This is a genomic window from Wolbachia endosymbiont strain TRS of Brugia malayi (genome assembly GCF_000008385.1).
Taxonomy (GTDB): domain Bacteria; phylum Pseudomonadota; class Alphaproteobacteria; order Rickettsiales; family Anaplasmataceae; genus Wolbachia.
Genome location: NC_006833.1, coordinates 666,873 through 690,407 on the forward strand (window position 1 = coordinate 666,873; position 23,535 = coordinate 690,407).

Here is a 23,535-nt window from a genome sequence, read left to right on the forward strand (position 1 = left end):
TATTAAGATGCCAAACACATAATAATTTGTCATTTAACCTGCACAGATCAAAGATAACTGAATACTTTTACTACTATAGTAAGAAAGCTGGCAGAGTTTACCAAGCAGTTTTTTCGGGATACTTAAATGACGGCTTGGCAAAAACTACATAGTTTGCAAAAAGTACAATGAACCATGGCTGTCGAAAACCTCATCTTCATTGGTCATAGATAAGGCAGTTTTTGTTCAAGTAATGCTGAAACTCTACGTATATAAAACTATTTTGGCTCTAGTATCTAAACGTTTTGTATTTGCTGTAATGACTTCACTTCCATCTCACTATTCTTTACATATTGAATTGCAAGCACTAATGCTTTACTTCCAGAAGCTGTGGTACTGTAAGCTATATTCTGCAAAATAGCAGTTCTGCGAATATCTCTGCTATCTGAAACTGATTTCACACCTTTTGAGGTATTAATCACTAGATTTATTTTTCCATCTTTAAGCATGTCAACTATGTGGGGTCTGCCTTCTCTCACTTTATTTACAGCTTTCGCAGCAATGCCATTATTATTCAGATATGAAGCTGTACCTTTGGTAGCATATATTCCAAAATTCATCTCTTTCAACATTCGTGCAATTGGCAATATATACTCTTTATCGTCATCTTTTACTGAAATTAGAGCTGTTCCTTTTGTTGGTAACTTATATCCTGCAGCCATGTGCACTTTTGCAAGTGCTGCTTCAAAGGACAAGTCAATTCCCATTACTTCCCCTGTTGACTTCATTTCTGGGCCAAGTAGAGTATCAATCCCTGAAAAACGCGTAAACGGAAAAACAGCAGCTTTAACTGCGAAGTGATTAAGAGATTTTTTTTCTTGGTCTAATTTTTTGCCCAAAATAACCTGAGTAGCAAGCTTTGCAATAGGAACATTAATTACCTTGGAAATAAAAGGAACTGTACGGCTAGCTCTTAGGTTCACTTCAAGTATGTATATATCATTTTCTTGTATGGCAAATTGAATGTTTATCAGACCTCTCACTTTTAATTCAAGAGCTACTCTTTCAGTCTGTAGCTCAATCTCTTTTACGACTTCATCATTTAACGTGTTTGTCGGTATTGAGCAGGTTGAATCACCAGAGTGAATTCCAGCTTCTTCAATATGCTCCATAACTGCCGCAATGAAAACTTTTTCTCCATCACATATAGCGTCAACATCAACCTCAACTGCATTAACTAAGAACTTATCAAGCAGCAGTGGTCCATGTTCAAAAATTTTAGTTTGACCCAGGACATATTCCTTAAAGCTCTCAATATCGTGCTTAATTGACATGGATTGACCACCTAAGACATAGGATGGCCTAACTACTAATGGAAAACCCACTTTTTCTGCGTTAGCCAACGCTTCTTCTACTGAATGACAAATAGAATTTTCAGGTTGTTTTAAATTAAGTTGCAAAGCAAGGTTTTTAAACCTCATACGATCTTCAGCAAGATCTATAGAGTCAAAAGACGTGCCCAGGATATTAAAACCCCTTTTATTCAGTACCTTTGCTAACCTTAAAGGTGTTTGACCACCTATCTGAACTATGGCACCTACTAGTGTACCATTTTCTTGCTCTTTACTTAGTATCTCAAGTACATCCTCTATAGTTAACGGAGCAAAATACAAACGATCAGCAGTATCATAATCAGTTGAAACAGTTTCAGGATTACAGTTAATCATTATTGTTTCGTATCCCATCTCTTTGGCAGCAGAAACTGCATGCACACACGCGTAGTCAAACTCAATACCTTGACCAATACGGTTTGGTCCACTACCCAAAATTACAACCTTTTTTCGATTAGAAACGTCCGCTTCGCATTCTGTCTTATTTACAACGTCTCCCTCATAACAACCATACATATAAGCAGTGCTCGATTCAAATTCAGCCGCACACGTATCTACACATTTATAAACTGGGCTAACACCAAACTTTTTTCTCATTTTTTCAATCTGTTCTATTTGGTCTACAGTGCATGAAGCTGGAATAGATTTATTGCTTAACTTTGCCAACCTTGCATCTGAAAATCCCATCTTTTTTAGTTCTAATATTTCGTACGCGGTTTCAGGTAGGCCAGTTTCTTTAATTTTCTGTTCAGCCAAGATGATTTGCTGTATGTTCTGCAAAAACCATAAGTCATACCCTGTAATTGAATTTATCTCTTCTATGCTAATTCCATGACGCATTGCGTCAGCAGCAATTAATAATCTATTTGGCAACAATTTCGCTAATTGAGATTTTATGTGATCAACATCCGTATCCTCAGGAAACACCTCATCAAGTCCTGTAAGGCCAGTTTCAAGTGAGCGGAAAGCTTTCTGTAGTGACTCATTAAAAGTGCGACCTATAGACATTACTTCTCCTACTGATTTCATGGAAGTTGACAGTTCACAGTCCGTTTCTTTAAATTTTTCGAACTCAAAACGAGGAACCTTAGTGACAACATAATCAACCACTGGTTCAAATGCAGCAGGTATAGTTGGTGCACAATCGTTGCGTATTTCATCAAGTGAATAGCCAATAGCAAGCTTAGTTGCAACTTTTGCTATGGGGTAACCTGTTGCCTTTGAGGCAAGCGCAGAAGAGCGGGAAACTCTTGGATTCATTTCAATTACAACAAGGCTTCCATCTTCTTTAGGATTAACCGCAAATTGAACATTTGCACCACCTGCACTAACATCAATTTCCCTAAGCACTGCTATAGATGCATTTCTCATTTGTTGGTACTCCGCATCACGCAGAGTCAAAGCGGGGGCAACGGTAATGCTATCACCTGTGTGAACTCCCATGGGATCAACATTTTCTATCGAACAGACTATTATACAGTTATCTTTGCAATCGCGAATAACTTCCATTTCATATTCTTTCCAGCCGATAATCGATTCATCTACCTGAACTTCATTTATCGGTGAAACTTTCAAAGCATTCTCCACAATGTTGAAAAACTCCTTCTTATTGTACGCTATGCCGCTACCTGCACCACCAAGAGTAAACGATGAACGGATGATCGCAGGTAACCCTACATAATCGAGAGCTTCCTTTATTTGTTCTCGATTTTTTATAATGATACTTCTAGGGTATTTTAATCCTATTTTATCCATAGATTGGCGAAATAATTCTCTATCCTCTGCTTTTTTAATTGCTTCTCTATTTACGCCAATTAACTTTACGTTATATTTATCCAATACTCCATCATCTGCAAGTTTCATTGCACAGTTCAAAGCAGTTTGCCCGCCCATTGTTGGTAATATTGCATCTGGCTTCTCTTTAATTATGATTTCTTCTATGATTTCAGGCAGTATAGGTTCAATATACGTTGCATCAGAAAACTCAGGATCCGTCATTATAGTCGCAGGATTAGAATTAACCAAAATAACCTTATAATTCTCGTTCTTTAATACCTTGCAACTCTGAGTTCCGGAATAATCGAATTCGCATGCCTGACCTATAATTATCGGACCTGCCCCTATTACTAATATAGATTCTATATCTGTACGTTTTGGCATAATTATAATAATGATCTCTCTAGGTAATGTTACCAATCTTTCCTATATATGTGAATTTTTATTAGACTTATGTGCCAACCACTTCAGGCCCACAACTATACAAACATCGTGATTTGATAACAGGATTCAAGTAGCTCATAAAAATGTAAAGCCCATTTTACAGGCCTTAAGAACCCTTATATGGGGATGTTTTAGACCTAAAATTTATCCTTAATCTTTATTTAAGTGACAAAAGCACATTATTAAACTAGGTGTGTTATGTTTAATTTTTCTTATATAGACACTCCATGTCTTTATAAATTTTTATCTACGTTAGCTGAATCTCGCTTATTAAGTAATGTAATAAGCGCCAAGTTTTTGAGAGAACAGTAAACAACTCACATTGCATTGTTCTTTTTGTCTTTATTTAAGAATTAGTTCAAAAATCAACTAATCTTCTTTTTTTATAAAGAAATTATTTGAAAAACTTCTGCATTACCCTTATCGTGACGTTATGGATATTTATAATTCCAAGGTTGACTACTTACCAAGCATATAAGACATTAATGTCAAGTTCCTACAAGAGATATCACTAGGGTTTCTTTTGCCCTTTTTCTTCCTAAGAAACTTCTTCAACCAACTCCTCTTGTTGAACCAACATATAACCAAATTCCTGTGCCCTTTTGATCAAATTTTTCACACTTTCTTTTTATAACGTGTTTCATAGTAGCTTATACCTCTTTCCACATATCCTTGTCCACATTTCAACATTTGATAGAAGATACGTGCTAACTTTCTTGTAGTAGCAGTAATTGCCTCTGGGGTTCTTAAAAACTTAAATTAAGGAGCTTCTTCCTGGTTTGACAGATTTCTTCCGTCCGGTGCTACTTGGTAAATTTCTTAATATTTATAGCCACCGATAACTGCCGCTTGTCAGCAGCTGAAGGATACCGTGAGTGAATCGCAGTATGACATAGGGGCTGCCGATATCCAGCACGTAAAGCTGGCTTCTCATACTGGAAAATCATGAGGCAACAGAAATAGTAAATAAATTTACCAGATTCCAGTGTCATACACTGGGACGACAGAGGAAAGAGGCACTGGAGCAATAGAGGGTAGCACAAAAAATTTAGTAATTTACATACAAATAATGTTTTCTATTGTAATTTAGAGTATATATTAATTTATTAATAAAATTAACCAATAGACATTATAATATTAATAACTGCAAACTTATCGAAAGATTTCCATGAGTGAAAAAAATGTGTTTTTAAGATAGCAAAAGGTAGCCTAATAGAAACTGATGGCAAAAAGTGTTACAAGGTAAAATTAGTAGAGAAAAATCTTCTCGGAGAGATAGAGCAAGAAGTCACATTCAATGAACATTTGCAGCACATTATAAAAATATATAATATCTGGGTGAGCATGATCCTAATGATGACTATAAAAATCAAATTTTCTGCTATTCTCATTGAAAATGAAACTTGATCGGTGTCCAACATGGTACGTAATGTGGCATATAATCCAATCGTAACTGATATAATATTAAGATTAGAATAGTTAAATACCATTTAAAGCTTGTTAACAAGTGAAATATTAATTTTTATAGGGAGATATAACTCTACCTGACTCGTCGTTAAAATCTCATGTAAATAACCTACAATTAAAAGAATATTATGAAAAGCAGTCTGAGAAGGGAAAAGCTATACTGTATATTGACTATGGTAATCCGGTACTGGCCGTTAGAGATTTACAAAAACAGATTGTTTGTGGACTACATGATAAAGCGTTGCCTGTAACAGATAAAATGAAACCCATGATTTATAGACAAGGATGCCCTAATCCAGGTAAAAAGTAGGAGATTCTAAGTATGTACTGTGATAAAAAATGAACCGGACTTAATGATTCCCTTATCTATTTTTCAAGATAGGAAAAGTACGTTACAAAACTCACAAAGCCCACTTGACATTATATTCCAATCTTGCGAATCTGTAATTATTGAAAATCTGACAGATATCCAAATCCAAAGTTTAGCAGATCAACTAACTAATCATCAATTAAAGATCCTTACAAAAGATCTTAATAGCTACCAACTTCAAGCCCCAGCAGAACACCTAACTGATGGTCAACCATATCTAACAAGAGATTTATCTGACCACCATTTAACCATCCTTTCCAAGGAACTGTAGCATGATCAACTTCAATTCCCAGTTCTACTTTAGAAGAAGATAAATTAAAGAATTTAGTTAACAACTGGATCATGAGAGCTCGCAGCAATAGCTCATGATTTAACCAATCATGTCAGAATCGGAGTTATAATCGATTACCTAACCACTAACCAGAAAAACTTCAGACTTTTGCTAACAGTATATCTGATCAACAATTTGCAGAACTTTTAAACAATCTAAATGCAGAAGATCTAAAAGATGTTCTTCATAAGCTGCCCTATGAGAAAGTCATATCTGTGGTTGTTCAATCAGGCGATAAAAGTCAACTTGATGCTGTTGCTGAGATGTTGATAGAAAAGTTTGAGGAGCAGAACAAAAAAAATAAAAAAGTTATTGAGATACTCAAGCAAATCAAGGAGGATACATCAGGTCTCTTAGAAGCTCAGGATTTTACAATAGCGGAAGAAATAACGATCCAATGCTACTTCCATAGTAGCAATTTATGAGAATTAATTTCTCATAGGAATAACTTATTATGAGTAAAAATAATGCAAAATTATATTCTAGTGAAGAAGTTTCACAGTAAAATAAAATTACAACAACTTCAGAAACCTAAGTTTGACAAACCAAATTTCGTAAACTCAGAAGTAGGGAAAACAATTGATACAAAGACCAGTAAGATATTTGACATAACTCAGGAAATGAAGCAAAAAGATATGGATGATATACCGTGAATGCAAGTGTAAGTGCAAAATACCTAAAAAAGCTTTACGATGGCTTGATGGGAAGTATTCATAAGTATAACGAAGATGCAAGAGCTGAGACTATAAATAAAATAATAAAACACTGTCATCAGCTATAGATAATATAGGGCAAAATACAAGCAAAATAGACAGTGAACTTAGAATATTCAAAATGAAGTTTAAGCAAGCTTCGTGATAAGATGCCAGGTCTTTTAGAAGCTCCCCAATTACCTTATACTATCGGAGAAGAGAATGGATTGTTTCAACAAAAAGTAATAGTCCTCTCTTCCCTTTTATTCTGGCATTGACGCTGAGTTACTTTGATAATAGTGTCATGAAAGTAACTGTTTTTTAATAGAGTATAACGTTTTTAATGATTATGAAAAACTGGATCTCAGTGTCAAGGCACTGGGATGATAAGAGAAGGAGGCACTGGAATAATACCCTTTCTAGCAAATCTAGGTGATAAACCCTTCCTGATTATTTTTCTATACATCTTTATCAACACATTATGTGGAAGTTAAAGGGCGCTTTTGTATATTCAATTGGCTTCCAGTTGCATCCCTCACATGTGTAGTCAAATTTCTCTAAAGACGTTTTTTCCCTGATTCTTTTTACTGCTTCACTCCAAGTCAAAGTTTCTCTAATTTTTATTCTTAAAACCTCATATACCTTCTGTCCAGTTCTAAAACTTTAGCTTGTGTAGTGCATTTATCTTGCTGAGTCTTGGTTTAGACAAGCACTACAGATACTATCAAGATTACCAGTTACTTTAATTTGAGTATTGGGATCAGTGATTACTTTACTGCTATCTTTCTGTAACTTTCTATAAAATCTTGAAGATATCCATATCCTTGCAACGCAAGAGCTTATATGAAATAGTGAGGACTAAATCTTATCATTCCTCAAATATCGTAAAGCTGCTACGAGTAGTAAAATCTTTACCAAACCAGAAAAGATAAACGGTAGCATGCCAACCATTATTGCTTGTTTCAGACCTACGTGAATAGCAAGCCAACTGACACCACAAATAAAGATTACGGCTGTACCAGCCAGGCAGTTCAGAGAATTGCATATAAGTGACTCATATTTAGAATTCAGCGATTCGTTCACTTTACTCATCACTATAACAGCAGCTAAAAAGCCAACTAAGTATCCACCTGTTGGCCTGAGAAAAGTGTGATAGCCACCAAGAAAATCTGCAAAAACAGGTAATCCTGCCGCACCAAGTGATAAATACGTAAGTACAGAAAAAAACGCTGCCCTGCAGTTAAACTTAAGTCCAATAAGCATCACTCCTAAACTTTGCAGTGTAATAGGCACGGGTTTTAATGGTATGTTTATTTGAGCTGTTAGAAATAAGAGCAAAACACAAAAGAAGACCTCGATTAACGCCGATTTACTGCTAGATTGCGTTGTAAACATACTCCTCTAAGTAAAAACATATTAAAGCTAATTATATTTTAGGAGCTTTGCAACTTAAATCTTGCTTTTGTTGCTCATAATTATATTCCTTGTGTGGAACAAAAAGGTTAAACTTTTTTTAATATTCTACTATATATAGTTAATTTTTTTGTTAAGGATTAAAAATGATAAGTAAAGAAGATCTACTGGAGTTGATGAAAATAAGGCACAGCAGACGTTCATATGGTCAAAGTAAATTAGCACATCAGGAAGAAATAAATATGCTGATAGAAACTGCATGGTTATCTCCCTCACGTTATGGTGACGAGCCCTGGAGACAAGTGATATGCAATAGACAAAGCAATCAAGATGCATGGGAAAAATTACTGAGTTGCCCTACTGAACCCAACCAAAAGTGGGCAAAAGATACACAAATACTAATTATATCATTGAGCACTAAAAATTTCCATGATCATACAAAAATAGTAAATTTTTGGGGCAGCCACGATACTGGTATAGCAAATTATACATTTATGCTACAGAGCTACATCTATGAATTTAATGCTCATCAGATGAGTAGATTTGATAGGAATAAAATAGTAAAAAATTCAATATACCAGATGATTTTAATATAATGTAAGTAATAGCGGTTGATTACGAAGAAAAGGGTGCTGAAATCAAGGAAAAGACAAGAAAGCCAATAGAGGAAATGTTTTTATAATGAGTAGCCAAAGTCCTAAAAGAATGTATGGTACTGGTAACAATTTCGTTATCATAGACTCACGCTCGATAAACAACTTGAATTGGAATTATAGAGAAATTGCCAATCAAAATGGCTGTGACCAAATTATAGTAATAACCAACTCCAGTGCAGCTGATTGCTTTATGCACATTTATAATGCTGACGGTGGTGAAGTCGAAATGTGCGGAAACGCAGCACGTTGCGTTGGATATTTAATAATGTCAGAAAAAAGTACTGAGTATGCCACCATCGAGTTAGTAAACAAGCGCATTTTAGAGTGCTTCAAAGTGGGTGGCAGATCCATAAAGGTCAATATGGGCAAACCACTGTTTAAGTGGCATGAAATTCCTCTTTCCGCTAAGTGTGATCCACTTCATTTACCCATAGAGCTTGAGATGCTAAAAGATCCAGTTGCAGTAAATATTGGTAATCCGCACATGGTTTTTTTTGTTGATAACATAAGCGAAATACCGTTGCAAAGCTTAGGACCAAAGCTAGAAAAGCATACATTATTTCCCAAGAAAGTGAATGTTAACATTGCGCAAGTTGAAAAATCTGGGGAAATATCTTTAAGAGTTTGGGAAAGAGGTACAGGTATCACTGCCTCATGTGGTAGTGCAGCCTGTGCAGCACTTATTGCATCCGTGCTTCGTGGATACTTGATTACTCGACAGACCTCAGTGAATTTGCCAGGAGGCAAATTACTAATCGAGTGGCCAGATAACATATTTATGACTGGCGATATAGGATTTCTATAGCCCCAGTTTAGGCAACATGAGCCTTATGCATCACTTCCAAAATTTTTTTGCCAATCATCGCAGGAGTTTCCGCAATTGCAATACCAGCACTGCTCATAACTTCTAGCTTTGCACCAGCACTTCCTCCACTAGAAGAGATAATTGCCCCAGCGTGTCCCATGCGTCTCCCTGGAGGTGCCGTTTGACCAGCTATAAATCCAACAATTGGCTTTTTAGTTTTTTCTGTCTTCACAAAATGTGATACATCCTCTTCCTCATTTCCGCCTATCTCACCAATGACTACAATACCATGAGTATCCTCATCTTTTAAAAATAGTTCCATACAGTCAACGAACGTCATACCATGAATAGGGTCTCCTCCAATTCCAATGCATGTTGACTGACCAGGTCCAACAGCGGTTGTTTGCGCCACTGCTTCATAAGTTAAAGTCCCAGAACGAGACATAATTCCTATATGCCCACGCTTGTGAATATGTCCTGGCATGATTCCTATTTTGCATTCTTCAGGTGTAATAATTCCAGGACAGTTAGGACCAATCAATCGACTTTTTGAACTAATAAGCGCATGCTTAACCCTTACCATATCAAGTATAGGAATACCCTCTGTAATACAAACTATCAACTCTATCTCTGCATCTATTGCCTCGAGTATTGCAGCAGCAGCAAACTTAGCAGGTACATATATAACCGTAGCATTCGCATCAGTTTTTTCTTTAGCTTCTGCTACAGTATTAAAGACTGGTAAATTGAGATGAGAGCTTCCACCCTTTCCAGGGGTTACACCACCAACCATCTTTGTCCCGTAGCTGATAGCTTGCTCTGAATGAAATGTACCCTGTGCACCAGTAAAACCCTGGCATATTAATCTTGTATCTTTGCCTACTAAAACAGACATGCTTTATTCCACCTCTTTTACTATCTTCTGCGCAGCTTCATCGAGTTCATCTGCAGCAATAATATTTAATCCTGATTCTTCCAAGATTCTTTTTCCTTTCTCAAAGTTAGTACCTGATAACCTAACCACTAGGGGAACTTTAATGCTCATTCCTTTTGCAGCTTCAACAATTCCACTTGCAATAATATCACAACGCATTATACCACCAAATATGTTAACTAAAATTCCTTTTACGTTACTATCAGACAATATAATTTTAAACGCTTCGGTGACAGTCTCTTTGCTTGCTCCGCCACCAACATCTAAAAAGTTGGCAGGTTCTGCTCCATAATATTTTATTATATCCATTGTTGCCATAGCAAGACCTGCACCATTTACCATGCAACCAATATTGCCGTCCATTTTTATGTAACTAAGCCCATGCTTTGAAGCTTCTATCTCTTCTTTCACTTCTTCATCATAATCACGGAGTTCCACAATCTCCGGATGGCGGTATAGAGCGTTGTCGTCAAAACTTATTTTAGCATCAAGCGCAATAAAATCTCCAGAATTTGTTTCAACTAGTGGGTTAATCTCGATTTGGTTTGCGTCAGTTGCAATAAATGTGTCATATATATTTTTTGCAACATTTGTTATTTTTTCTATTTGTTCTGGACTTAAGTTAAAAATGTTGCTTAGTTTTCTGCTATCAAAACTTGCGAAATCAGCAGCATAATCAATATCAAGCTTCACAATTTTCGTGGGAAAATTTTTTGCAACTTCCTCAATATCCATTCCACCTTCTGAGGAAAATATGAACGCCGGCCTACTGAGCTTTGGGTCAATTACTATGCTTAAATAATATTCCTTTTTAATGCTAGAGCCTTCTTCAATGTATACCCTTCTTACTTGCTGTCCATTTGGTCCTGTTTGATGAGTAACTAAAGTTATGCCAAGCATACCCTTTACAAACTGTTGAGCCTCTTCAGCCGACTTTGCCAATTTTACGCCACCAGCTTTACCCCTACCACCTGCATGAATTTGAGCTTTGACTACAAGCACATCGGACTTTAATTGATTTATTTTGGTTTCCGCTTCTTCTGCAGACATAGCAACAAAACCCTTTGGCACTGGAACATTAAATTTATGCAAAATCTCTTTTGCCTGATATTCGTGAATATTCATAAAACAACCAATGATAAATTATTAAAAATTACCAACCGTAGCGCTGCCTTCTACTTTCTTGTTGGCGCTTCTTTTTTTTAGCTTCAGCTTTCTTTTTAGCTCTCTTTTCTGACTTTTTTTCATGATATTGTTTTTTCATCTTCATCCCTCTTCCTTCCTTTTGAATTGTTTTTTTCAATACCGGAAAAGCCCTATCTACATTACCATAATGAACTGATACTTCAATCAAACTTTATACCTCCTTCGGTAATCATCTCAAAAGCTTATTTATAAATTAGAAAATTAACATTGTCAATTATTTTATAAACTTAACTGTAACATGGCCAGAATGTGAAGGCTCAAAAGCGTGAAGCTCCCCGCCAAAAATCGGGGCGGAGAGATTTGAACTCCCGACCCTTTGGTCCCAAACCAAATGCGCTACCAGACTGCGCTACGCCCCGACTTCTTTATTCAGAATATCAGTAACTCAGCAAAACGCAAGGGGCATTTATTTAATAAAAAACATTCACAATAAATATGTCCAGTTATTGCCTTTAGACTTGGTAATTCCTCTATTTTGTCATTTTTAGGGGAAACTACCACTTTTTCTTTCTCTTTATTTTTTTTTCATCCATATTATTTTATTAAGGCTGTGATGAAGATCTTTATGAAAGAAAAAATTACTACCTATTTATAACAATAATTGTAATGATGAGCGTTATAGGATTAATGTCTTCAGATATTTACCTATCCGCATTGCCAGTAATGGCAGAGTATTTCCACGTGGAACCACAAGACATACAGACCACTCTAAGTATACATCGCTTAATTTATCTCTTGTACAAATAACTTATGGTTCCTTATCAGATAGGTTTGGACACAGATTATTATTATAATTAGGTGCTGCTATTTATGTTGTATTTTCTGGACTTTGTATAATATCTACTAGCGTTAAAGCCTTGGTAATTTTCGCTCTTTTCAAGCAATAGGAGCATGCTCCGGTATGGTGTTAGGAAGAACAACTGTTGGTGATTTATTTAAATAAAAAAGAAGAAACAGCGCAAATTTTTGAAGTATATTTTCAATTATTGGCCATGTCACCAGCCATATCTCCTATAATTAGAGGACTCCTTGCAGCTTATTTTAACTGGCGGGCTAATTTTCTTTTTTCAGTAATCATTTGAATTATATTGATGGTTATCATAGTCATTCCGTTCAGAGAAACCTTACCCAAAAATAAAAGAATCAGCATATCCATTACAGGCCTTATAACACACCATAAGGAAATGCTATGCAACCGGATCTATTAGCATACAGTACAATTGTATTGTGCGGCTTACTGTACTTACTTCGCCCACTTAGTCAACTTTCCATTTATCTTTAGTAAATTAGAGTTCAATCCAGGTAGCATAGGTTTCTTCTATATTACCATAGCTTTATTATATGTATTAGGCAACGTGTTAAGTAAAAAAATAATAAAAACCAGCACTATAGATAACGCGTTGTTATTAGGTACAATAATCTTTACCATTAGTGGGTCAGTGATGTTTATTTTAGCTTGGAATACAACTAGTAATCCACTAGAAATTATTATTTCTATAACTATTCTAATATCAGGCAATAGATCTTTTTTTTCCACTTGGTGCAGCGAGCGTAATGTCAATCTTTCCTAAGATGGCTAGAACTGCTTCTGGTCTTAATGGGCCTCATGTCACTCAGTGCCGCCTCTATATTATCAGTAGCTGCAGGTCATATCTTAAATGAGTTAATTCTTTTTATTCTAATAATGAAGAATAGGTTGAAGCAAAAGAAAGAATTTTCTACAAAAAATCTTTAACTAGACAGGGTTTTGAAGGAGCCATGCTTCTTGTGATTAATTCAAAAGTAGGAATATTTTAAAGGTGACACTTTATTTACAGTTCTTCATTTGTTAGCTTTGTTTCCTATTGTTGCAATAAGGTCTATAAACTTACATAAATCCAAAACTTTATTTTTAGCGCATACTTCTATTACTATAACCTCCATGAATCATACAGTTAAAGTGATATATCAGTAATTGTATATCTACAACCTCCTACTATTCTATATTCAACATGAACTTATTTTAAAGTTGGGAATTTTAGGGTTCTTTCTTAACCATTTCATTTCTATATCAGAATGTCTAAAATTACAGCCTGTTTCATATTTGTACCTTATTCTTTCTACATTGGTACCAACAATTTTTCTAGTATTAGTCTTTAACTCTTCTTTTTTATTTATCACTGTGTTAGCTTCCAAGGATTTATATTTGTTTATTTTTTCTCTCATTGACTTTTTCTATCTTGCACTAGCCCATGGTAAGTTCCAGAATTAGCTTTTATAAATTTTGCCTGTCTTTCTGATCCTTTTGTAGTAAGATACGCTTTAGCATATGTGGATTCTTGTTGCAATGAATCGTTTGCCTTTTTCTGTGCTTTACACTCTTCTGTGCTGGTGTAGAGCTGGCTTTTACGTTTCCTAACATTAAGAAATTTTAGTGTAAATGTGTTTACTATCTCGTTCTCTTGTTTCTTGTTCTCCAGCAAAACTTGCTTCAGCATATTGTTGTGACAAATCAATTGAACCATCCTGTATTTTGTATTCTCCTGTGCTAGAATAATCACTGTCAAGTGAACTATTATCTCTTCTATAATGAGAGAATTCTTCATAAAAATGTTCACCATCTTGTTCCTTTGCTTCTTGTTTTGCAGTAAGATTCACCGGGATATATACGCGTGACAAATCGACCGTCCTTCTCTGTGCTCTAAGCTCCTTTATGCTAGAGTAGCAACTGTTGAGTGAATCATTATCTCAAAACCATCTATTTTCTCATAAATGTGTTTATTATATGCAAATTGTGTTCCAGCCTTCTGGGAAGACATTTCTTCGTAAGTGTGATTCAATTGCAAAGAATGCCTTACACTCCCCCTTATCATTGAGGCATACTTTCCTTCAATATTCGTACTGCCTGTATTGTAATATTCAGAGCCTCTTACCAACAAAAACTGTACTATAGGATGAGAGATTATTTCCTTTGCAAGTTCTTTGATAGGTCCAACTATAAATTTTAGGGCAGCTAGTCTTTCTCACAGCGTGTGTTATAGCATTTTATCATCTTTGTCTAATGAGTTAACATCAGCCCCTGCATTGATAAGTAATTCTACTATGTTGTAATTGAGATTTTCTATAGCAACGCAAGTGCATCGTTTAAGTGCTGATTATCCTTTCTATTGTTGGTGGATTCCTTTTTTTTAGCAGATCTTTTAGCAGATGAGAAGAGTTTATCTAACGCATTGAAGAGGCATTGAGTAAGTTTTATAATTCCTTTATTGTTGTATTTGGTAGCTTGAATTAATAGGTTGCTTTTGATACCCATTGGTTATACCTCACTGCCCATATTCTTAGAAATATATTATCTTATAGTGGTTAACTTTTCCTTAGCTTTTATAAGATCGTCTAGTCTGTACTGTGAAGTTTTATAAATTTTAGTCTTGCTTCCACCTTGCATATGGGTATTTTCTTACTCACATCCTTCAAATTTGCAGCCATGTTCAATAACTTTAGGTAGAATATTGCAGCATTTTTGAAATCTGATAATTTATCTAGAATAACAGCTAGATTATAGATATAAAAAATATTATTTTGATCAAGGGAAATTACAGTTACCATGTATTCCTTGGCTCCTTTATAGTTTTCCTTTTTCATATAGATCAAACCTAAGTTTGCTAATAAAGGAGCATAATTTTTTTGCATATCATACAATTTCAACATTCCACTTAACACCAGATCAGGATTATACTGTGAAATTATTGTTAGAAAGTTTTCTAATATATAAGAGTTACCAGGATATTCTTTTAAAAGTTTTATGTAGACCTCTATAGCTCTTTATATTCTTTGTTAGTATAATAAATATTTCCTAGCCCACAATTAAAGCATTTTTATGATAAGCAAATCCAACGACTTGACTAGAAGAGAAACAGCTGTCCCACTACCTTCTGACTCAAAGGAGTCCTTTACCCTCTCTAAGATAGAGTGCATACTAAAGCTCTTACCGGAGCTCTGTAAAATTTTAATATTGAATTTGTCACTCTTTTTTTCAATAACGTCAAAGTCTTTACATTTCTTGTCCGCTTTCATATACTTAGCAAAGCTATTAAAGGCTTTTTGTATCTACAAATTTTCGTTAGCATAGACAGCAGAAAATTCTAATAAAATCATGGTACAAATTAATATACAAGCAAGCACAGATCCAAGTATTGCAGCGTTGAGGTTACAATTGGTTCATTCCAGCACGTAACCAGTAAATCTTACTTTCCTGAGCTATACGTAACACAGTATAAATTTATAAATACTAGTCTGCCTATCTCATATAATAATAAAGATATTACTAATAATGGGGTCAAACATGAATTCCGCTATGCTGACTGCTATTTTATAGCATATATATAGTTAATATATTCATTTTATGATATGATATGTTAATGACCATATACTCTGGTAGTTTTTTTTCATCTACCCCAAATTAGTTGGGCAACAAAACCACCCTAAAAATAATTTTAGGTCTTTATTAATATAAAGTTAGCATTAGCACGTTAGCACGAATGTCTATTATTAAAATCTAAGGAGTTTACTTTATAACAAAATTTACATAAAGGACAAATGTTTAAAAGAACTGCCCGAATTTATAGATTCAGCTGCAGTGGAATCACTTGACTTTGCAAAAGCTATTTTAGCTTGTGCAAAATGCTCTTCTAATGAAGCAGAAGAGATAGCTTCTGCACCAGATGTCTTCAATGGTCACAATTAACTTATAGAGGAGTAGAAGATAGTGAAGGAGTAATTGATAATGATGTGATAGATGTAGCAGGCTGTACAGCAAGCACAGATATAATATAAACTACATAGATCAAAAAACACGCATTTACAACTTAATAAACTAAGAAATAATGCATTTTCAACCACAGTGGGGGTTTTTGCACTAGTACAAAAACCCATGCTTTACCCTGTTTACTCTTACCGTACCAGTTGACGACTAACAATTAGGCGTCTGAATCAGTTAACAAATTAAACACTTGGTAAGCATAATTTGGAGCTTCCTGCGTAATGATTATATCATGAGCATGACTCTCTCTTAACCCTGATGCAGTTATAATTACAAACCTGCAGTTTTTCTTCATCTCTTCTATATTCCTATTACCAGTATACCCCATTGCAGCTTGCAACCCACCAATTAATTGATGGATTACTCCCGAAGCTGGACCTTTAAATGGCACTCTTCCTTCCACTCCTTGTGGAACTAACTTGAGTTTTGAGTCTTTATCTTGAAAATAACGGCTAGCAGAACCTTGTTTCATCGCACTAATAGACCCCATTCCTCGATAACCTTTATATGCTCTACCCTTATACATGATAATCTCACCTGGACTTTCATCAGTACCAGCAAAAATTGAACCGATCATCACAGAATCAGCACCAGCTGCAATAGCTTTTGCAATGTCTCCTGAGTATTTTATACCACCATCAGCAATCAATCTTACTTTTCTTGCTTTACACGTTTCTGCAACACTTTGAATTGCAGAAAATTGTGGCACACCCACACCTGTAACTACTCTGGTTGTGCAAATTGATCCAGGTCCTATTCCAACCTTCACTGCATCAACACCTGCATCAATCAATGCTTCAGCAGCTTCCTTTGTTGCAATGTTTCCACCAACTAGCTGCGTATTTGGGTACATCGTTTTTATTTCTTTAATAGTATCAATAACATTTTCGGAATGACCGTGAGCAGTATCCACAATAATCACGTCAATCTCTTCTCCGATCAGAGCTTCACATCTTTCTATACCATCCTTTTTACCAGTACCAACCGCAGCGGCAACTCTAAGCCGCCCCTTACTATCTTTACATGAATTAGGGTATCTATTGTATTTTTCAATGTCTTTAACTGTGATCAAACCTATACAACAGAAGTTTTCATCTATGACCAAAAGCTTCTCTATTCTATTTTCATGCAATAGTTTCATTGCTGAAGCGCTATCTACCTCCTGCTCCCGTATTGTAACTAACTTCTCTTTTGTCATTACCTCGGAGACTTTTATACTCATGTTCTGATCTTCAATAAACCTTATATCTCTGTTAGTTAAAACTCCGACTAACTTGCGTTGATCAACCACAGGAATACCAGAATAATCATGCTTTTTCATTAATGAAATTGCTTCTGCAACTGTTTTATCTGGGGAAATCGTGATTGGATTGTACACAATCCAATTTTCATATTTTTTCACTCTTCTTACTTCTGAAACTTGCTCATCTACTGATAGGTTTTTATGTATGCAACCTATCCCACCATGTTGGGCAATAGTTATCGCAAAATCTGATTCAGTGACAGTATCCATTGCAGAAGATATGAGAGGGATGTTGAGTTCTATACTATTTGTCAAATAAGTTTTTGTGTCTGCATTACAAGGCAATATATTAGAATAAGCTGGCAAAAGGAGTATATCGTCAAACGAGTAACAAGCTTCCATTTTTTTCATAGGCTTTATTTAAAGCTTATACGCCAATTAAGTAAATTGCAATAGGGCATTACAAAAATTAGCTAGGTACATGGTTCCAAGCTGTATGATGGCAAGAGCAGGCTTTGTTGCATAGTTACCGGTCGTTCAAATAGCTCACAGAAATGCAAAAAATTACTTGACATACTTTGCCAGCTTTCTTATCCCAGTAGTGGATCTATTTTATATAACTTCCCAATCTGTACAGATTAAAATGACAAGAAGATCTTGTACCTGATACATTACTGTTTAATCTTTTGCACTACGTGTACCGTAATATCTTTAATAAAATTTCTAGTTCTTACCTATACAAGCTGAAACGTGCTTACAAAGCATTTAAGACATCACCCAACGTCAAATTTTTAAAATAAAGAGTAGTAACTAGCCACTCCTGGTTTTTTTGCCTTTTTTTTACTTAGTAAGTTTTTTAAATATTTGTAGCTGGAGAATATTAGTAACTTATCATTTTCTTTTATAATAAAAACTGTCAATGAATACCTAAATCTGAGTAAAAGAAATTTCACTATCATTCACTAATCCGGTTAAAATTCAAGTATTTCAATACTTTAGCTATTTTGAATAGGATTAAATTTATTAATATAAATAATGAATTACTATTCTTAAATTTGATCAGATTGATTACAAAAAACAAGATTTCCAATAAGTTGTTTATAATCCCAACTATAGTGAACTTTTTACACGTTGCAATGCAACAAAGTCCTGCAGGCATTGCCTCTTACTTAACAGGAAACAACTTAGAGCTAATACCATTAGGACTGGCTTATTTTTAATTATTCATAGAGTTAAAAAAGTCAGAGTTGCTCTTTGTCAAAAGTAGTTTGTCACGTAGAAACTCCATTGCTTCAACAGGTCCCATAGGGCTCAGTATCCTACGCAACACCCATATTTTATTTAATATAGCTTTGTCAATTAACAGCTCTTCTTTTCTAGTTCCAGATTTTGTAATGTCAATAGCTGGGAATATTCGCTTATCGGCAAGTTTTCTATCAAGTATAATCTCAGCATTACCTGTACCTTTAAACTCCTCAAAAATAACCTCATCCATTTTTGAGCCGGTCTCTATAAGAGCAGTAGCAATTATTGTTAAAGAACCACCATTTTCAATATTACGAGCTGCTCCAAAAAAACGTTTTGGTCTTTGTAGTGCATTAGAATCTACACCACCAGTTAGAACTTTTCCAGATGAAGGAATAATTGCATTATAAGCACGTGCAAGACGAGTTATAGAGTCGAGCAAGATTACCACATCTTTTTTATGTTCAACCATCCTTTTAGCTTTTTCTATTACTATTTCAGCAAGCTGTACATGACGGTAAGCAGGTTCATCAAATGTAGAGCTTACTACTTCGCCTTTCACAGAGCGCATCATATCTGTCACTTCTTCAGGTCTTTCATCTATAAGTAATACTATCAATTCTATTTCAGGATGATTTGTAGCTATAGAATGAGCCATTTGCTGAAGTAGTATAGTTTTTCCTGTACGTGGTGGAGCAACTATCAATGCTCTTTGTCCTTTTCCAAGAGGTGCGACTATATCCACAGCACGCATATTTATATCTTTTTTATTATCTCCGCTGCTGTTGTTTTCAAGGATTAAACTTTCCTCAGGATAAAGAGGAAGCAAATTATCAAAATGGACGTACTTTCTTAATTCACTTACTTCAGTAAAGTTTATACCTTGAACCTTAGTTAAAGTAAAATATCTTTCCTTATCACTAGGTGGTCTTATTTCTCCGCATACTATATCTCCTGTGCGCAAATTAAACTTTTTTATTTGTCCATTGGAAATATAAACATCATCAGTGCTTGGAGCATAATTTGCATTTGCTGAGCGTAAAAACCCAAAACCATCAGGTAATATTTCCACTACTCCACTTCCTATAGTAATACCTCCTTCTTCGCTCATTTTCTTCATCAAGTTGAATATCATTTCCTGCTTCAACATTCTGCCATTGCCTTTACCATTAGTTGAAATTTTTCTTTCTTCAGCTAGATTTAATAATTCTTCTGCTGTTTTTTCTCTTAGCTCGCTTAGGTTTAATGTTTTTCTGATTTCCTTTATACCTTCGTTCGTTGTTTGTTTTATCATACCGTTATCGAAAATTTGCTCACTTTTTTCTATTGGCTCAGGTGCAACTACAACCTTTTCCTTTGCTAAAACATCTTTATTGATCGTTACCATAGTCCTCCAAAAATTCTAACTGATGCTTACTAACCTAAAACGTGATTACAAGATAATAAATTAGGCTGAGCTAATCTTCAGGAAGTATCAAACTTAATTATCATTAAGCTACATACTTTACCTAAATACTATACCAATAAATACTGGCAAGTCAAGTTAATTTAATATTAACACAGCATGAAAATAAGTAAATGATTTGAAAAACTTTAATAATTTTTCTTTATATTTTTTAACCTTTCTCGTTTCTCTTCTTTCACTCTTGCCTTTTCCACTTCTGCTTCTAGGTTTTCTTGGCTACATAAGCCGAGTAATATGGGATCTTGAGGTTTTATATTTTGCATATTGTAATGAGATCCATCTCTTACCTGCTCCACCGTATAGCTTGTTGTACTGATTAGTTTAGCTATAACACCATTGTCCAAGATAGGGAATTTTTTTATTAAATAATAAATTGCATCAGGTTTATCTCTACGCCTTGCTGCAGAGGCAAAACCCAAAATATTACCAACTACCTTACTTCTTTTTTTTATATTTTTTGCAATCAAACTTGGAATATGATTTGGGTTTCTTCTACAGTTATCAATTTCTTTTTCAGTTATTATTCCAGAAATAACAGGATTAAACTTTTCTACGTCTATTTCTTCATCAGCTATACCTTGCACTTCTTCGAGAGCTAACCTACAACACTGCGCTATTTGATTAAAAGTTAAAGCAGTATTATCTACTAGCCAAGCAGCAATTTGCATGAAAAACTGTTTATTTCTATCATTATTGCCCTTAGAAAGTTCTGTTGACATCAAAGAAACATCTCCAAAATAAAATCAATTGTCGTTACATAGAGCTAAAATATAAGCTATTAAAATTAAAAAAGCATTAATTTTATCACTAGATGACTTTTTTTGGTTTTAACTTCTTAGGATAATCAAGCAGCCAGATCTATCTTAAGCGACTCAAAAAAATATTTTCTCTCCTTGGGCACGATAACTTAATCAAACGTATATTTTTACTTAAGGATTGGTTAATTTTAAAACCTAGTGTGTTGTAATACTATATACAGTAGTTAAATAATTAATAGATTTACAAAAACTAAATTATCACTATTCTATAATTAACCGCTAATCAACTTTCATTTATGAATGTCAAAAATTTTTTTACTAAAGTAACCGCTGTCATTTTAACTTGTTTGTTAATCTTTACGGGAGTTGGTAACTTTCTCTCGGATGAGAATAAAAAGGAAGAAGTAGCTAGAGTTGGAAAGGAAGTTATAACATTAGGTGAGTACAAATTGCTATATCAAAGTTATGGAAAGCAGATTTCTGGATCTGATATTAGTGAAGAGCAAGTGAAAAGATTGAAATACGATCTACTTAATGCACTCATAGAGCAAAAACTACTGTTTAACTTAATCAGTGATTTGGGGTTAGTAGTTGGGGAAGAATCCATAAAAGACCACATTAGAAATACCAAGTACTTTCAAAACGATAAAGGAAAGTTTGATAAAGAAAAATTTCATGAGGCGCTAAATAGTCTGCACATGACGGAAGGAGAATATGTAGCAAAGCTAGAGAAAATCCTACCTGCAATTATGTTCATAACTTCATTATTTCATGATAATTATCCAGTAACTTTTGGCGAAAAAATCGACGAACAGATATATAAGAACCGCCATCAAACTAGAGTAGTTAATATTGTTAAAATAACTCAAAATGCAGTTACAAACGTTACTGAACCAGATGATCGAGTTTTACTTGACTTGTATGAAAAAAATAAATCCCATTTTTATTACCCTGAATATCGAACTGCACAATATATTTCTTTAGGTCAAAAATACTTTGCAAACCAAATTCAAATTTCAGATAGAGAGGTTGACGATATAATAAAACAACAGGAGCTTAAAGATCAAAGAGATATATTTAACTTAATATTCTATACTAAAGAAGAGGCTGAAACAGCACGGAAAGAATTTGAGGAAGACAAAGTAAGCTTTGAACAGATAGTAGAGAAGTTTGGAAAAACAAAACTTGAGGAAACTAGGATAAATAATATAACTAAGGATTCTTTACCAGAAGACATGAGAGAAAAGGTGTTTGCTCTCAAAGTTGGTGAAGTAAGTGAAGTCTTAGCAAGCAGTTTTGGTTGGCATATAATAAAAGTGGATAGTGCACATCAAATCTCTAATGAGAACTTAGTTGATCTAAAGAAGAATATAAAGTTAGTTTTAACTAATCAGAAGTCCTTTGAAAAGGTCAACGATTTTATAAACCAAGTAAACTATAAGATATATAACGGTGCAACGATTGAAGGAATATCCAGTGAATATAATTTGCCTATGCAAACTATCGGTCCAATAGATGCTAGTGGAAAGGATCAAAGTGGCAATAGCGTGGAAAGCTCTAGTGATCTGGTTTCTTTTATCTTTTCACGAGAAAAAGACCAGAAAGGTTATTTTAAAGGCGTTGGAGATGCCGTTGTTAGTGTAAAGATCGTCAACATTGTTCCACCTAAATTGCAAAGCTTCGAAGAAGGTAAGGCATTAGCAATAGATCTTTGGCGTAATGGGTTTATAAAAGAGAAAATGTTTAAAATTGGACAAGAAGTTGCAGCTCGACTAAAAGAAAAGGCAGATTTAAAAAAAACTCAAGGTATAGAATTGATTAAGGATCAGCAGATACATCGCAATGAAGTAGGTCAGCAAAGTTACCCCTTTTCTTTTATAGAGGAGATTTTTAATATGAAAACGATCGGTTCAGTAACAGACCCTGTTCAACACAATAATGAAGTTATAGTAGGCGTTTTAAAAGAAATGTACTCATCAAGCGGCAAATTAAATACGTTCGATACTGGAAAACGTGTAATGATATCGCTAAAAGAGCAGTTAATTAGCTACTTAGAATCAAAGTATAAAGTTAAGGTTAACCACGCTATACTTGATGATACATAAAAAAAGTCCAATTATTACTATCTGACATAGATAATAAGAGCAGTTATATTGTCCTTGAATGGCAATGTGGCAATTAGTTTGACTAAAACTGCTTAATTATATAAAATTGTAACTAGTATAATAAATAAAGGTTAACATGGCAGTTAAAATAAGGTTGGCAAGATTTGGTGCAAAGAAACGCCCTTTTTACAGAATAGTTGTAGCTGATTCACGTGCACCAAGAGATGGACGTTTTATTGAGAGAATAGGGCAGTATGATCCAATGCTATCAAAAGACAACAAAAATTGTGTCGTGGTAAAAGCCGATAGATTAAAATATTGGCTAAATGTAGGTGCGCAAGCAAGTGAAAGGGTACTATGGTTCATTAAAAAAGGCATAATAACTTTAGAAGCAGAAAAAAAGAAAGTAGAAACAAAGAAAGCAGAGATAAAAAAAGTAAAAGAACAAGAGGTATAA

22 protein-coding genes and 1 tRNA gene are annotated in these 23,535 nt (G+C 34.6%); 6 read left to right on the top strand and 17 right to left on the bottom strand.

Annotated features, from left to right (window positions below):
- Nucleotides 1-275: 275 nt before the first annotated feature.
- Nucleotides 276-3,530 carry a carbamoyl-phosphate synthase large subunit gene (gene carB, locus WBM_RS03040; RefSeq protein ID WP_011256710.1) on the bottom strand — a complete coding sequence of 1,085 codons (3,255 nt, stop codon included), beginning with the start codon at nt 3,528-3,530 and terminating at the stop codon, nt 276-278.
- Nucleotides 3,531-5,588: 2,058 nt separating this feature from the next.
- Entirely contained in the window at nt 5,589-5,771 is a 183-nt protein-coding gene (locus WBM_RS05100) for a hypothetical protein (protein ID WP_011256711.1), read from the bottom strand.
- Between the two features lie 202 nt (nt 5,772-5,973).
- Between WBM_RS05100 and WBM_RS05105 the strand changes: the two genes are divergently transcribed.
- Both WBM_RS05105 and WBM_RS03050 read left to right on the top strand, forming a co-directional pair.
- The gene (locus tag WBM_RS05105) at nt 5,974-6,183 is read left to right on the top strand and encodes a hypothetical protein (RefSeq protein ID WP_011256712.1); all 210 of its coding nucleotides are present in this window, start codon (nt 5,974-5,976) and stop codon (nt 6,181-6,183) included.
- 42 nt (nt 6,184-6,225) lie between these two features.
- Entirely contained in the window at nt 6,226-6,411 is a 186-nt protein-coding gene (locus WBM_RS03050; protein WP_011256713.1) for a hypothetical protein, read from the top strand.
- Between the two features lie 510 nt (nt 6,412-6,921).
- Here the strand turns inward: WBM_RS03050 and WBM_RS06405 are convergent.
- Both WBM_RS06405 and WBM_RS03055 read right to left on the bottom strand, forming a co-directional pair.
- A complete protein-coding gene (locus tag WBM_RS06405; RefSeq protein WP_233417505.1) occupies nt 6,922-7,056 on the bottom strand; it encodes a DUF1284 domain-containing protein in 135 nt (44 codons plus the stop codon).
- Between the two features lie 252 nt (nt 7,057-7,308).
- Entirely contained in the window at nt 7,309-7,845 is a 537-nt protein-coding gene (locus WBM_RS03055; protein ID WP_011256714.1) for a biotin transporter BioY, read from the bottom strand.
- 164 nt (nt 7,846-8,009) lie between these two features.
- Here WBM_RS03055 and WBM_RS03060 point away from each other — a divergent pair, with 164 nt between their 5' ends.
- The gene (locus WBM_RS03060; protein WP_011256715.1) at nt 8,010-8,459 is read left to right on the top strand and encodes a nitroreductase family protein; all 450 of its coding nucleotides are present in this window, start codon (nt 8,010-8,012) and stop codon (nt 8,457-8,459) included.
- An 85-nt stretch (nt 8,460-8,544) separates the two neighbouring features.
- Nucleotides 8,545-9,324, top strand: coding sequence for a diaminopimelate epimerase (gene dapF, locus WBM_RS03065; protein WP_011256716.1), 780 nt, complete (start codon nt 8,545-8,547; stop codon nt 9,322-9,324).
- A gap of 7 nt (nt 9,325-9,331) precedes the next feature.
- Here dapF and sucD read toward each other — a convergent pair whose 3' ends face one another.
- The 13 genes from sucD to WBM_RS03135 form a co-directional block, all read right to left on the bottom strand.
- Nucleotides 9,332-10,219 carry a succinate--CoA ligase subunit alpha gene (sucD, locus tag WBM_RS03070; RefSeq protein WP_011256717.1) on the bottom strand — a complete coding sequence of 296 codons (888 nt, stop codon included), beginning with the start codon at nt 10,217-10,219 and terminating at the stop codon, nt 9,332-9,334.
- 3 nt (nt 10,220-10,222) lie between these two features.
- On the bottom strand, nt 10,223-11,383 hold the full coding sequence (gene sucC / locus WBM_RS03075) for an ADP-forming succinate--CoA ligase subunit beta (RefSeq protein WP_011256718.1): 1,161 nt from the start codon (nt 11,381-11,383) through the stop codon (nt 10,223-10,225).
- 28 nt (nt 11,384-11,411) lie between these two features.
- Nucleotides 11,412-11,612, bottom strand: a complete 201-nt coding sequence (gene rpsU / locus WBM_RS03080; RefSeq protein ID WP_011256719.1) for a 30S ribosomal protein S21 — start codon at nt 11,610-11,612, stop codon at nt 11,412-11,414.
- Nucleotides 11,613-11,749: 137 nt separating this feature from the next.
- Nucleotides 11,750-11,823 (bottom strand) — tRNA-Pro (locus WBM_RS03085).
- A 1,627-nt stretch (nt 11,824-13,450) separates the two neighbouring features.
- Nucleotides 13,451-13,669 (bottom strand): hypothetical protein, encoded by a 219-nt coding sequence (locus tag WBM_RS03095; RefSeq protein ID WP_011256720.1) that lies wholly within the window; start codon nt 13,667-13,669, stop codon nt 13,451-13,453.
- A 195-nt stretch (nt 13,670-13,864) separates the two neighbouring features.
- Entirely contained in the window at nt 13,865-14,122 is a 258-nt protein-coding gene (locus WBM_RS05790) for a hypothetical protein (RefSeq protein ID WP_160119450.1), read from the bottom strand.
- 32 nt (nt 14,123-14,154) lie between these two features.
- Nucleotides 14,155-14,379, bottom strand: a complete 225-nt coding sequence (locus WBM_RS03105) for a hypothetical protein (RefSeq protein WP_011256721.1) — start codon at nt 14,377-14,379, stop codon at nt 14,155-14,157.
- Nucleotides 14,380-14,564: 185 nt separating this feature from the next.
- Nucleotides 14,565-14,756: a hypothetical protein gene (locus WBM_RS03110; RefSeq protein WP_011256722.1), complete on the bottom strand. Its 192-nt coding sequence runs from the start codon at nt 14,754-14,756 to the stop codon at nt 14,565-14,567.
- Between the two features lie 80 nt (nt 14,757-14,836).
- Entirely contained in the window at nt 14,837-15,085 is a 249-nt protein-coding gene (locus WBM_RS06410; RefSeq protein WP_233417506.1) for a tetratricopeptide repeat protein, read from the bottom strand.
- Between the two features lie 222 nt (nt 15,086-15,307).
- Nucleotides 15,308-15,517 (bottom strand): hypothetical protein, encoded by a 210-nt coding sequence (locus tag WBM_RS06415; protein WP_011256724.1) that lies wholly within the window; start codon nt 15,515-15,517, stop codon nt 15,308-15,310.
- A 902-nt stretch (nt 15,518-16,419) separates the two neighbouring features.
- Nucleotides 16,420-17,916, bottom strand: a complete 1,497-nt coding sequence (gene guaB / locus WBM_RS03120; RefSeq protein WP_011256725.1) for an IMP dehydrogenase — start codon at nt 17,914-17,916, stop codon at nt 16,420-16,422.
- A gap of 805 nt (nt 17,917-18,721) precedes the next feature.
- Nucleotides 18,722-20,137, bottom strand: coding sequence for a transcription termination factor Rho (rho, locus tag WBM_RS03130; RefSeq protein WP_011256726.1), 1,416 nt, complete (start codon nt 20,135-20,137; stop codon nt 18,722-18,724).
- A gap of 206 nt (nt 20,138-20,343) precedes the next feature.
- A complete protein-coding gene (locus tag WBM_RS03135; RefSeq protein ID WP_011256727.1) occupies nt 20,344-20,934 on the bottom strand; it encodes a cell cycle transcriptional regulator TrcR in 591 nt (196 codons plus the stop codon).
- Between the two features lie 335 nt (nt 20,935-21,269).
- Between WBM_RS03135 and WBM_RS03140 the strand changes: the two genes are divergently transcribed.
- Nucleotides 21,270-23,078, top strand: coding sequence for a peptidylprolyl isomerase (locus tag WBM_RS03140; protein WP_011256728.1), 1,809 nt, complete (start codon nt 21,270-21,272; stop codon nt 23,076-23,078).
- A gap of 136 nt (nt 23,079-23,214) precedes the next feature.
- Entirely contained in the window at nt 23,215-23,535 is a 321-nt protein-coding gene (rpsP, locus tag WBM_RS03145) for a 30S ribosomal protein S16 (RefSeq protein WP_011256729.1), read from the top strand.